We start from the raw sequence: 12,293 nt of genomic DNA, 5'->3' as shown, positions 1-12,293 counted from the left end.
CGGACCATCCCCGCTCTGAAGATCAAGGCGCCGGTTGTGGAGGTCGCACAATGAAAATTCGTTCACAAGTAGGCATGGTCCTGAACCTGGACAAGTGCATCGGCTGCCACACCTGCTCGATCACCTGCAAGAACGTCTGGACCAGCCGCGAAGGCATGGAATACGCCTGGTTCAACAACGTCGAGACCAAGCCCGGCATCGGCTACCCGAAGGAGTGGGAGAACCAGGACAAGTGGAAGGGCGGCTGGGTGCGCAACGGCGACGGCACCATCAACCCGAAGATCGGCGGCAAGTTCCGCGTACTGGCGAACATCTTCGCCAACCCGGACCTGCCGACCATCGACGACTACTACGAGCCGTTCGACTTCGACTACCAGAACCTGCACACCGCGCCGATCTCCGAGCACCAGCCGGTGGCACGTCCGCGCTCGCTGATCTCCGGTCAGCGCATGGAGAAGATCGAGTGGGGCCCGAACTGGGAAGAGATTCTCGGTACCGAGTTCGCCAAGCGCCGCAAGGACAAGAACTTCGACAAGGTCCAGGCCGACATCTACGGCCAGTACGAAAACACCTTCATGATGTACCTGCCGCGCCTGTGCGAGCACTGCCTGAACCCGGCCTGCGCCGCGTCCTGCCCGAGCGGTGCGATCTACAAGCGCGAGGAGGATGGCATCGTCCTCATCGACCAGGAGAAGTGCCGCGGCTGGCGCATGTGCATCAGCGGCTGCCCGTACAAGAAGATCTACTTCAACTGGAAGAGCGGCAAATCCGAGAAGTGCATCTTCTGCTTCCCGCGCATCGAGGCCGGCATGCCGACCGTCTGTGCCGAGACCTGCGTGGGCCGCATCCGCTACCTCGGCGTGCTGCTCTACGACGCCGACCGCATCCATGAAGTGGCCAGCACCGTCAACGAGCAGGACCTGTACGCCAAGCAGCTGGAGATCTTCCTCGATCCGTTCGACCCGAAGGTCATCGAGCAGGCGCTCAACGACGGCGTTCCGATGTCGGTGATCGAAGCCGCGCAGAAGTCGCCGGTATACAAGATGGCGGTGGACTGGAAGCTGGCCCTGCCGCTGCACCCGGAATACCGCACGCTGCCGATGGTCTGGTACGTGCCGCCGCTGTCGCCGATCCAGAACGCCGCCAGCGCCGGTCACGTCAGCATGGACGGCGTGCTGCCGGACGTCGACAGCCTGCGCATCCCGCTGCGTTACCTGGCCAACCTGCTCACCGCAGGCGACGAGGAGCCGGTCAAGCTGGCGCTCAAGCGCATGCTCGCCATGCGCGCCTACAAGCGTGCCGAGCAGGTCGACGGCGTGCAGGACCTCAAGGTGCTGGAGAGCGTCGGGCTGTCGGTGGCCCAGGTCGAGGACATGTACCGCTACCTGGCCATCGCCAACTACGAGGACCGCTACGTGATTCCGACCGCGTACCGCGAAGAGGCCATGAGCGACGCCTTCGCCGAGCGTTCCGGTTGCGGCTTCAGCTTCGGCAGCGGCTGCTCGGGCGCCTCGGACACCAATATGTTCGGCGCCAGGAAGGCCAACCGCCGCGACATCATCAAGACCGTCCAGCTGTGGGAGGACTGAGCCATGCGCATCCTTAAAGTGATTTCCCTGCTGCTGGACTACCCCGACCAGCACCTGCGCGACGGCCATGCCGAACTGGCCCAGGCCATCGGCTCGGCCCGCGAGATCAGCCCGGAGCAGCGCATCGCGCTGCGCCGCCTGCTCGACGAGCTGAGCGAAGGCGACCTGATGGACGTGCAGGAGCGCTACACCGATCTGTTCGACAAGGGCCGCGCGCTGTCGCTGCTGCTGTTCGAGCACGTGCATGGCGAGTCCCGCGACCGCGGCCAGGCCATGGTCGACCTGATGGCGCAGTACACCGAGGCCGGTTTCGACATCGGTGTACGCGAGCTGCCGGACTACATCCCGCTGTACCTCGAGTACCTCGCCACCCGCGAGGACCTCGAGGCCCGCGAGGGGCTGGCCGATGTCGCCCATCTGCTGGCCCTGCTGGCGGCCCGTCTGCAGGAGCGCGAGAGCCCGCATGCCGCGTGCTTCGCCGCCCTGTTGCAGATCGCCGGCGAGCCGGTGCTGGAAACCCTCGCCGGTCTGCAGGAGCAGGTCGCCGCCGAGGAACGCGACGACTCGCTGGAGGCGCTGGACAAGGTCTGGGAGGAGGAGCAGGTCAACTTCCTCCAGGCCGAGCAGCAGGACCGCTGCCCATCCATGCCGAGCGGACCGGGCAAGGCCCGCGAGGAAAGCCCGGTGCCGCTGCACTGGACCGATTTCAAGCATGACGGGCAGGCCGCCGCGCTCGCCCAGGAGGTGCGCAATGTCTAACTTCAATTTCCTGCTGTTCGGGGTGTACCCCTACATCGCCCTGGCCATCTGCCTGATCGGCAGCTGGGCGCGCTTCGACCTGTCGCAATACAGCTGGAAGGCCAGCTCGAGCCAGATGCTGTCGAACAACCGCATGCGCCTGGCGAGCAACCTGTTCCACGTCGGCATCATCTTCATCCTGGCCGGTCACTTCGTCGGCCTGCTGATGCCCGAGGCGCTGTATCACCACTTCATCACCAGCGGTCAGAAGCAGATCGTGGCGATGGTCTCCGGTGGTTTCTTCGGCATCCTCTGCCTGATCGGTCTGGTGATGCTGATTCATCGCCGGCTGACCGACGCCCGCGTGCGGGCCACCTCCAACGGCAGCGACGTGATGATCCTGTTCGTGCTGCTGGCGCAGCTGGTGCTGGGTCTGCTGACCATCGTCGCCTCCACCGGCCACCTGGACGGTTCGGTGATGGTGCTGCTGGGTACCTGGGCACAGAGCCTGGTCACCCTGCAGCCGGTCAAGGCCGCAGGCGCCATCGAGTCGGTCAGCGTCATCTACAAGCTGCACGTGTTCCTGGGCATGACCCTGTTCGTGCTGTTCCCCTTCACCCGTCTGGTGCACATCGTTAGCGCGCCGGTGTGGTACCTGGGCCGGCGCTACCAGATCGTCCGCCAGAAGGGCGTCAAGCCGGTCGTGCCGCGTCCGCAGCGCCCGCGTACCTACGAAGCACCGGCCCGCGAAATCGCAGTGCCGACCGCTGTGCCTGCCACGGCAAAGAGCAAGACCCCGGTATGACCCTCGTCGGCTGACGCCCCGTGCGTCAGCCAGCCTGGCCGATCGGATCGAAGGTTCACGCGTCTTATCGAGGTAATCATCATGGGTTGTGGATGTGGTGGAAGCACGGGTGGCGGCGGCTGCGGTGGCGGCGCCCGCCCGGAAATCGAAGTGCCGGCCGAGGCCCCTCTGTTCGAGGAGCTGCCGCACGAGGAAGACAGCGAGCCGGCAGCCGAGCAGGCATCCGCTGAACCGCTGCTGATCGCCAGCAGCGAACAGGAGTGGCCGCGGGTGCGGGTCAACGGGGTGGCGATCGCGCCCCAGGCCATCGCCCAGGAATTGCAGTATCACCCCGCCGAGAGCCGCGACGAGGCGGTCTTTCTGGCGACCCAGGCACTGGTGGTGCGCGAGCTGTTGCAGCAGCGCATCGCCGAGCTGGGCCTGGTGGTGCGTGCTGAATCCGGTGAAAGCGAGGAAGAAGCGGCCACGCGGACCCTGATCGAACAGGAAGTGCCGCTGCCGCTGGCCGACGAGGCGGCCTGCCAGCAGTACTACAGCGGCAACCGTCAGCGCTTCTTCAGCGCGCCACTGCTGGCCGCGCGGCACATTCTGCTGGCCTGCCCGGCGGATGACGCCGAGGCGCGCAGCCTGGCGCGGGAGCAGGCGCTGGGCCTGTTGCAGCAACTGCAGGCGGCGCCGCAACGCTTCGCCGAGCTCGCGCTGCAACATTCGGCCTGTCCGTCCAAGGAGCAGGGCGGGGCGCTGGGCCAGATCAGCAAGGGTCAGACCGTACCGGAGTTCGAGCGCCAGCTGTTCCGCCTGCCGGTCGGCCTCTGCCAGCAGCCGCTGGAAAGCCGCTATGGCTACCACCTGGTGTTCGTCGACCAGCGTATCGAGGGCGAGCAATTGCCCTACGAGATCGTCGCCGGAACGATTCGCGCCGAGCTCAACCAGCGGGTCTGGCAGATCGGCGTCAGCCAGTACCTGCAGAACCTGGTGGGGGCGGCGAACATCGAAGGCATCCACCTGCAGGGCGCGGAAACGCCGTTGATGCAATAACGGCGGCTTGGTCCTGCGCCGGGTGGATGGTGTTTCACCACCCACCGCGCGGGCCCACGGTGGATGAAAAAGCGTCATCCACCCTACGAGGCTTCAGAGGTGTTATCGATGACTCAACTACGCGATGCCCACAACCGCCAGATCGACTACCTGCGCATGTCGGTCACCGACCGCTGCGACTTCCGCTGCGTCTACTGCATGGCCGAGGACATGACCTTCCTGCCGCGCCAGCAGGTGCTCGGCCTGGAGGAGCTGGAGCGCGTCGCGCGGATCTTCGTCGGTCTGGGCGTGAAGAAGATCCGCCTCACCGGCGGCGAGCCGCTGGTGCGCCAGGGCATCGTCGGTCTCTGCGAGCGCATCGCCGCGCTGCCCGGCCTGCGCGAACTGGTGATGACCACCAATGGTTCGCAGCTGGTCAGGCTCACCGAGCCGCTGGCACGGGCCGGGGTCAAGCGGCTGAACATCAGCCTGGATAGCCTGGATGCGGCGAAATTCCACGCCATCACCCGCACCGGCCAGCTGCAGCAGGTGCTCGACGGCATCGCTGCGGCACGTGACGCCGGCTTCGAGCGAATCAAGCTCAATGCCGTGGTGATGAAGGGCCGCAACGCCGAGGAAGTCGCCGACCTGGTGGACTTCGCCATCGCCGGCGGGCTGGATCTGAGCTTCATCGAGGAAATGCCGCTGGGCGATGTCGGCCGTTCGCGCGGCGAGAGCTTCTGCTCCAGCGACGAGGTCAAGGCGCTGATCGCCGAGCGTCACGCGCTGATCGATTCGGCCGAGCAGAGCGGCGGCCCGGCGCGCTACGTGCGCCTGCCGGAGCATCCGCAGACGCGCATCGGCTTCATCTCGCCGCATTCACACAACTTCTGCGCCACCTGCAACCGCGTGCGGCTGACGGTGGAAGGTCGCCTGCTGCTGTGCCTGGGCCATGAGAACTCCATCGATCTGCGCGCGCTGTTGCGCCGCCATCCGACCAGCGACCAGCCGCTGATCGACGCCATTCACGCCGCGCTGCAACGCAAACCGCTGCGCCACGAATTCTCCAGCAGCGGCGAGGTCCAGGTATTGCGCTTCATGAATGCCAGTGGTGGTTGAGGCGGGCGCCTGCACGGGCTTCGAGTCGACCGCTTAATTCGCTACCATCGACCGGCATCGCCGGTTTGACCCACATGCCCGGCTGCCGCAGCCGGGCCTTGTTGCAGGGCCAGGTCGCGCAAACGCCTGCAGCGTTGTCAGACCCCATGGCACCCACGCCGCGCGGACATACCTCCAATGGGGAATGGGTTCGCGTACGACACGGGTGCAGCCTGCGCACACATCTTCAAGGGAGTTTCGAGCCATGGCTCACCTGTCCAACAGCGAATTCCAGCCCCTGAGCATTGCGGTGCTCACGGTGAGCGACACCCGCAACATCGATTCCGACACCTCCGGCCAGGCGCTGATCGACGGCCTGCAGAGCGCTGGCCATAGCCTGGCCGAGCGGGCCATCGTCAAGGACGACATCTGGCAGATTCGCGCCCGCGTCTGCAGTTGGATCGCCAGCGAGAACGTGCAGGTCGTGCTGATCACCGGCGGCACCGGTTTCACCACCCGCGACAACACTCCGCAGGCGGTGCAGCCGCTGCTGGACAAGGCCGTCGATGGCTTCGGCGAGCTGTTCCGCCATGTATCGCTGGGCGAGATCGGCACCTCCACCGTGCAGTCCCGCGCCCTGGCCGGTATGAGCAACGGCACGCTGGTCTGCTGCCTGCCCGGTTCGACCAACGCCTGCCGCACCGCCTGGAACAAGATTCTCGTCGAGCAGCTGGACAGCCGCACCAAGCCGTGCAACTTCGTGCCGCACCTCAAGGCCAGCGCGGTCGAATACTGCGGGCCACGCTCATGAGCGCCTGTGGCTGCGACACCAGTGGCCTGAAACCGGTCGACGAAGCCATCGCCGAGCTGCTGGCACGGGTGCCGGCGCTGCCGCCGGTGGAACAGGTCGCGCTGTCCGATGCCCTTGGCCGAGTGCTGGCGCAATCGCTCGACGCACCCTTCCCGGTGCCAGCCTGGGACAACAGTGCAATGGACGGCTATGCCCTGCGCGCGGCCGACCTGCCGGCCGAAGGCGGCTGGCTGCCGCTGGCCGGGCGCATCGCCGCCGGTGATGCCGCGGATCAGCAACTGCCTGCCGGCTGCGCCGTGCGTATCTTCACCGGCGCGCCGCTGCCGCCGGGCGCCGACACCGTGGTGGCGCAGGAGGATTGCCAGGTCGACGCCGATCGCGTGCATTTCCCCGGTGTCACCCAGGGCGCCCATGTGCGTCGTCAGGGCGAAGAGCTGCAGGCCGGCGCCCCGGTACTGCAGGCCGGCAAGCGCCTGCGGCCCCAGGAGATCGGCTTGCTGGCGAGCTTCGGCGTCGCCCGCGTGACGGTCTATCGGCGCCTGCGCATCGGCCTGCTGTCCAGCGGTAGCGAACTGCGTGAACCCGGCGAGCCGCTGGCACCGGGGCAGATCTACAACTCCAACCGCTACTGTCTGCTCAGCGTGCTGCGCAGCCTTGGGATGGAGGTGCACGACTACGAAATCCTCGTCGATGAGCTGGCGGCCAGCCGTGATGCCCTGGCGCTGGCTGCCTCCGAATGGGACATGCTGATCACTTCCGGCGGTGTCTCGGTCGGCGAAGAGGATCACCTCAAGCAGGCCATTCGCGAACTGGGCGAGCTGCATATGTGGCGTCTGGCGATTCAGCCCGGCAAGCCGCTGGCCTTTGGCGAGGTCAATGGCAAGCCGTGGATCGGCGTACCGGGCAATCCGGCGGCGGCGCTGATCACCTCGCTGGTGGTGGCGCGGCCGTTCCTGCTCAGTGCCCAGGGCTGCACCGAGGTGCTGCCCAAGCCGCTGCGTCTGACCGCCGGCTTTGCCTGGCGCAAGCCGAACAACCGCCGCCAGTACCTGCGCGCGCGGCTGGAGCAGGTCGACGGCGAGATGCGCGTGTGCCTGCACCCGCGTCAGGGCTCGGCGATGCTGACCTCGGCGACCTGGGCCGAAGGCCTGGCCATCGTCGAGCGCAACCGCACGTTGGAAGAGGGTGAGACGGTGGAGTACCTGCCGTTCAGCGAACTGCTCGGCTGACACATGAAAACGCCCGGTCGATGACGAGTCGACCGGGCGTTTTCATGTCTGCGCGTCAGGCCTGGCGGCGCTGCGGCAGCATCCGCAACAGGGTGCCGTCGCGACGCACGTACTGGTGGAACAAGGCCGCCGCCGCATGCAGGGCTATCAGCCAGTAGCCAGCCACTGCCAGCGTTTCATGCAGCTCCTTGAACTCGCCGGCCAGTTCCTGGTTGGCGCCGATCAGCGCCGGCAGCTCGAGGCCGAAGAGAGGGATCGGCTTGTCCGCCGCGCTCAGGGTCAGCCAGCCGAGCAGCGGCAGGCCGATCATCAGGCCGTACAGCGCCAGGTGCATCAGCTTGGCCAGCGCGCGCTCCCAGCCGGCCCCGGCGACGGCCTTCGGTGCGGGATGCAGCCAGCGCGCAATCAGACGCAGCCAGACCAGTGCGAACACCGTCATACCGAGCATGAAATGCCAGTGCTTGAGCAGTTCGCGCGGTTCACTGCCCTTGGCGAAATTGCCCTTGAGTTCGATGGTGGCGTAGACCGCTGCGATCAACAGCAGCATCAGCCAGTGCAGGGCAATGCTCAGACGACCATAGCGTGCCAGTGGGTTCGATGCAGTCATTTCACACACTCCGAGTAGGGAAATGTCGGCAGTCTAGGGCGCCAGGCTTAAGCGAACCTTAGCGAATGCCCGTTGCGCCTGCGGCGGGCAGTCGCGGCTGCTCGCAGGGGGCTATCCGGGTTACTGAAGTGGCCGGCGGGGCAGCTGCACGGCGACCTGCAGCCCGCCGAGCGGTGAATCTGCCAGCTCGATGGTCGCGCCGTGCAGTTCGGCGATACGCGCGACGATGGCCAGGCCGAGCCCCGCACCCTGGCCTTCGCCCTGGCGGTAGAAGCGCTCGAACAGCTTGTCGCGCTGCGCTGGCGGCACGCCCGGACCGCTGTCGTCCACGCGCAGGCTGACACCGTTATCCATGCTCTGGAGGCTGACCTGGACCTGCCCGCCGTCAGGCGTGTACTGCAGGGCATTGCCGACCAGATTCTGCAGCAGCGTGGCGAGCGCCGCGGCATCGCCGGAAAGCCTGTGATCGGCCGTGTCGTCAGCCTCCAGCGTCAGTTCCTGACCGCGCGCCAGGGCCAGCGGCGTCAGTTCGGCGAGGCATTCGCGGCACAGCGGCAGCAGGTCCAGTTGGTATAGGGGTAGCGGCTGCGCATTGGGTTCGAGGCGGGCGAGGGTGAGCAGTTGGGTGACCACGCGGGTGGTGCGGTCGACGCCGGTCAGCAGTTGTTGCAGGGCGGCTTCACGGTCCTCCGGCTGCTCGGCCTGCAGCGCGTTCTGCGCGTGGATGCGCAGTACGGCCAGCGGCGTGCGCAGCTCGTGGGCGGCGTCGGCGATGAAGCGCTTTTCACGTTCGACCAGTTGATTGACCTGCTGCAGCAGGCGATTGAGCGAGGCGGCCACCGGCTCCAGCTCCTGCGGCAGCGGCGCCAGCAGCAGCGGTGCGAGGTTGTCCGGGGCACGAGTCTTCAGCAGCTGTGCCATATGCGCCAGCGGGCGCAGGCCCCAGCCCACCGCCAGCCAGATCAGCAGGGCCAGCAGCGGCAGGCCGATGAGGTCCGGCAGCAGGCTGCGCCGGGCGATCTTGCCGACCAGCTCGCCACGCACGTCGCCGCGCTCGCTGAGCAGAATCCACAGATCGTCCTCGGGGTCGTGCAGCAGGAACAGGCGCCAGGTGCGGCCGTCGAGCAGCACGTCGTGATAGCCGCCGCGCAGGCGGCTGAAGGGTGAGGTGGAATCGGCGCCGGCCAGCTGCTGCAAGGCGCCATTCGGCGCGCCGGCCGATTGCAACAGGCTGCTGCCATCCGCGGCATAGACCTGAAAGCCCAGCTTCGTTTCGTAGTCGTGCCCCGGCACACTCTGGTCGCGCCGCGCATTCACCGCGGCGTCCAGCGCCTGCTGCAGCGCATCGCGGGCCTGCGGACGCATGTCGCGCATCACCAGCCCTTGCACCAGTCGCGCGCTGTGCGCCAGCTGGGCGTCGAACAGTTCCTCGATCTCGTGGCGGGCGTCGCGATAACTGCGCCAGGAAATCAGGCTCAGCGACAGCAGCAGGATGCCGAGCACCAGCACCAGGGTACGCTGGCGGATCGAGCCCCTCAGCATTTGTCCACCAGATAGCCGACGCCGCGCACGGTGCGGATCAGTTCGGGAAAGAACTTCTTGCGCAGGTGGTGGATATGCACCTCCAGCGCGTTGCTCTCGACGTCCTCGTCCCAGCCGTAGAGCACCTGCTGCAGTCGGTCGCGGGTCAGCACGCGACCGGGCTGGGCGAGCAGTTCGTGGAGCAGGACGAACTCCTTGCGCGGCAGGTTGACCGGCGCGCCCTGGTAGCTGACCTGCTGGTTGACCGGGTCGAGCAAGATGCCGCGGTATTCCAGGACTGGCTCCGGGCGGTTGAAGCTGCGCCGCAGCAGAGCGCGCAGGCGGGCCTTGAGTTCGGCGACGTCGAACGGCTTGACCAGGTAGTCGTCGGCGCCGGCATCCAGCCCGGCGATGCGGTCGCTGGTGGCATCGCGCGCGGTGAGTACCAGCACCGGCACGGGGTTGGCGCTGGCGCGCAGGCGCTTGAGCACTTCCAGACCGTCCATACGCGGCAGACCGAGGTCGAGGATGGCCAGCTCGAAGCTCTCGTGGCTCAGCGCATGCAGCGCGCTCGCGCCGTCCTGCAGCCAGTCCACCGTGTAGCCCTCGGGCTTGAGTGCGGTGCGGATGCCCTCGCCGAGGGCGCGATCGTCTTCCACCAGCAGAATGCGCATGTCGTTCCTGTCGTCCAGAAGGGTTCGCGGCATTGCTGTGCATTCAACGCCGCCGCAGCCGGTTATTCCAGCTTTTCCTTGACCTGCGCGAGCAGCGCGCGGGCTTCGTCGCGGCGACCGGCATCGGCGACTTCACGACCCGCACGGTCGGGCGCGGCAAGGGCCTTTTCCAGCGCCGCGCGCGCTTCCCCGTAGCGTTTCTGACGCAGCAGGAAATCACCGTGGAAGTAGTTGGGGTCGATGCCGTTCGGGTTCAGCGCCAGCGCCTGCTTGAACAGCGCCTCGGCCTTGTCCTCGTCACCGAAACCGATCGGCCAGCCGGGCACCTGGTAGTAGAGGCTGGCGAGGCTGGTGTAGGCCGAGCCATCCAGCGCCTGTGGCTCAAGTTCGATGGCTTTCTCCAGTTCAGCTTTAGCTTGCTTGACCAGACCCAGCGCGCCGAGCCCGCCCTTGGCGCCGGCCCAGGTGCTGAGCACGATGCCGTGCCAGATGTGCAACTCGGCGGCCTGCGGTTCGCCGACCACCGCGCTTTCGGCTTCCGAAGCGAGCCGGGCGAAGGCCGCTTCGCGCTGTGCGGCGGGCAGCTGGTAGTTGATCTCAGCCCAGCGCGTCTGGATCTGGCGCAGCGACGATTCGCCGGCCGGACTGAGGGCGAAGGAGGGTTGGCTGGCCAAGGCCAGCATCAGGGCGCAAAGGCCGAGCAGGCGATTCATGGGTGTTCTCCGGTTGAGTTGGATTGGTGGGCGGGTGGCAGCGGCTGTTCAGCACGGGCGAAGCGTTTGATCACCGGCAACTGCTTGCGCAGGGCCTGGTCGACCAGCCGCGGCAGCAGCCCGTTGAGACGCACGAAGAGTTTTTCCGGCCAGCCGAGGTAGAGCTCCTCTCGCTCGGCGGTGATGGCATGGACGATCTGCCGTGCGACTTCCTGCGGATCATCCATCTCCACCTTCAGCTCGTTGTTCATCGCCACCACATCGGCGCTGTTCATTGCCGTACGGGTGGCGCGGGGCGCGATGTAGAGCACCTTGACGTGACTGTCGGCCAGCTCGCGGCGCAGCGCCTCGGAAAAGCCGCGCAGGGCGAACTTGCTGGCGCAATAAGCGGCGAAACCCGGGTAGCCGATGGAGCCGAAGGTCGAGCCGAGGTTGACCAAGAGCGCCTGCGGTTGCTGGCGCAGCAGTGGCAGCAGCAGGTGGGTCAGCTGCAGCGTGGCGGTGACGTTGACGCCGATCAGGCGGGCGATGGCGTCCTCGTCCTGCTGTTCGAGCAGGCTGAACTGGTTGATCCCGGCGGCATTGATCACGCAGTTGAGGCCGCCGAAACGCCGCGCGGCATCCAGCACCGTGTACCGGCCGCTGCGCTGGGTGAGGTCCGCGCAGACCAGGCTGACCTGCCCCGGATAGCGGCGCGTCAGCGCTTCCAGGGCAAGACTGTCGCGTCCCACCAGTAACAGCCGTGCGCCGTTCGCGCAGAGCCGCTCGACCAGCACCTGGCCGATGCCGCCGCTGGCGCCGGTGAGCAGGATGCGCGCGTCACGCAGTTGCATGGCTGTGCTCCGGCGTGGTCAAGCTGCGGAAGATGTCGCCGTAGAGGCGGTAGACCACGCGCGCGGTGTGCACCACGGCGGCCTTGTCGCCCTCGTCGTCGAGGCGGTTCATCAGCTTCTTGAAGAACTCGATGTGCTCTATGTCCAGGCTGCCGTGGGAGGTCAGGTAGCTGAATGCCTTGGCCGGCAGCTGGAGCTTGTCCTGCAGCACGCCGGCGGCCTGGGTCGCCAGCGCGATGCTGGTGCCTTCGAGCACGTTGACCATGCCGAAGAAGCTCGCCGGGTTGTGCCGCGCGATGCGGTCGTAGACATAGGCGACCATCAGCTCGGTGGGCAGTGCCGGCTGGCCGTGGCGCACCGCCTCGGCATCGCCGCCACAGGCGCGGATGTCGTTGAGGATCCATTCCTGATGGCCGATTTCTTCCTCGATGTATTCGGCGATCGCCTCGCGCAGCCACTCCAGGCGCTCCGGCAGGCGTGCGCCGCAAGCCATCAACAGCGGCACGGTGTGCTTGACGTGGTGATAGGCCTGGGTGAGGAAAGCGATGTACTGCGCGCGGGTCGCAGTGCCGGCTAGCGCGGCGTGGATGATCGGCGCGCCGAGCAGGTACTCGCGCTCGCTGTTGGTCTGGTGTTGCAGTTGGTCGAAAAATTCCAT

13 protein-coding genes are annotated in these 12,293 nt (G+C 66.8%); 7 read left to right on the top strand and 6 right to left on the bottom strand.

Translation table 11 applies throughout. From position 1 onward, the window contains the following. Positions 1–50 precede the first annotated feature (50 nt). From narH to P5704_009055, 7 genes are all read left to right on the top strand, one after another. On the top strand, positions 51–1,589 hold the full coding sequence (gene narH, locus P5704_009085) for a nitrate reductase subunit beta (protein WOF80611.1): 1,539 nt from the start codon (positions 51–53) through the stop codon (positions 1,587–1,589). A 3-nt stretch (positions 1,590–1,592) separates the two neighbouring features. Continuing rightward, entirely contained in the window at positions 1,593–2,348 is a 756-nt protein-coding gene (gene narJ / locus P5704_009080; GenBank protein WOF80610.1) for a nitrate reductase molybdenum cofactor assembly chaperone, read from the top strand. Continuing rightward, positions 2,341–3,132, top strand: a complete 792-nt coding sequence (narI, locus tag P5704_009075; GenBank protein ID WOF80609.1) for a respiratory nitrate reductase subunit gamma — start codon at positions 2,341–2,343, stop codon at positions 3,130–3,132. The genes narJ and narI overlap by 8 nt, the downstream gene beginning before the upstream one ends. A gap of 81 nt (positions 3,133–3,213) precedes the next feature. Next, the gene (locus tag P5704_009070) at positions 3,214–4,170 is read left to right on the top strand and encodes a peptidylprolyl isomerase (GenBank protein WOF80608.1); all 957 of its coding nucleotides are present in this window, start codon (positions 3,214–3,216) and stop codon (positions 4,168–4,170) included. Between the two features lie 108 nt (positions 4,171–4,278). Continuing rightward, positions 4,279–5,268 (top strand): GTP 3',8-cyclase MoaA, encoded by a 990-nt coding sequence (gene moaA / locus P5704_009065; GenBank protein WOF80607.1) that lies wholly within the window; start codon positions 4,279–4,281, stop codon positions 5,266–5,268. 244 nt (positions 5,269–5,512) lie between these two features. Next, on the top strand, positions 5,513–6,058 hold the full coding sequence (gene moaB, locus P5704_009060) for a molybdenum cofactor biosynthesis protein B (protein ID WOF80606.1): 546 nt from the start codon (positions 5,513–5,515) through the stop codon (positions 6,056–6,058). Continuing rightward, positions 6,055–7,287: a molybdopterin molybdotransferase MoeA gene (locus P5704_009055; GenBank protein ID WOF80605.1), complete on the top strand. Its 1,233-nt coding sequence runs from the start codon at positions 6,055–6,057 to the stop codon at positions 7,285–7,287. The genes moaB and P5704_009055 overlap by 4 nt, the downstream gene beginning before the upstream one ends. A 55-nt stretch (positions 7,288–7,342) precedes the next feature. Here the strand turns inward: P5704_009055 and P5704_009050 are convergent, their stop codons facing one another. From P5704_009050 to P5704_009025, 6 genes are all read right to left on the bottom strand, one after another. After that, entirely contained in the window at positions 7,343–7,894 is a 552-nt protein-coding gene (locus P5704_009050; GenBank protein ID WOF80604.1) for a cytochrome b, read from the bottom strand. A 120-nt stretch (positions 7,895–8,014) separates the two neighbouring features. Further along, positions 8,015–9,436, bottom strand: coding sequence for an ATP-binding protein (locus tag P5704_009045; protein WOF80603.1), 1,422 nt, complete (start codon positions 9,434–9,436; stop codon positions 8,015–8,017). Next, positions 9,430–10,089, bottom strand: a complete 660-nt coding sequence (locus tag P5704_009040) for a response regulator transcription factor (GenBank protein ID WOF80602.1) — start codon at positions 10,087–10,089, stop codon at positions 9,430–9,432. The genes P5704_009045 and P5704_009040 overlap by 7 nt, the downstream gene beginning before the upstream one ends. 62 nt (positions 10,090–10,151) lie before the next feature. Further along, a complete protein-coding gene (locus P5704_009035) occupies positions 10,152–10,802 on the bottom strand; it encodes a tetratricopeptide repeat protein (GenBank protein ID WOF80601.1) in 651 nt (216 codons plus the stop codon). Further along, positions 10,799–11,635, bottom strand: a complete 837-nt coding sequence (locus P5704_009030) for an SDR family oxidoreductase (GenBank protein WOF80600.1) — start codon at positions 11,633–11,635, stop codon at positions 10,799–10,801. Before P5704_009030 ends, P5704_009035 begins: the two co-directional genes overlap by 4 nt. Further along, the gene (locus P5704_009025; protein ID WOF81195.1) at positions 11,622–12,128 is read right to left on the bottom strand and encodes an iron-containing redox enzyme family protein; all 507 of its coding nucleotides are present in this window, start codon (positions 12,126–12,128) and stop codon (positions 11,622–11,624) included. The genes P5704_009030 and P5704_009025 overlap by 14 nt, the downstream gene beginning before the upstream one ends. Between the last annotated feature and the right edge of the window lie 165 nt (positions 12,129–12,293).

The sequence above is a fragment of the Pseudomonas sp. FeN3W genome, from assembly GCA_030263805.2.
GTDB classification, from domain to species: Bacteria; Pseudomonadota; Gammaproteobacteria; order Pseudomonadales; family Pseudomonadaceae; genus Stutzerimonas; species Stutzerimonas stutzeri_G.
This window is presented reverse-complemented; position numbering and strand designations above follow the sequence as displayed.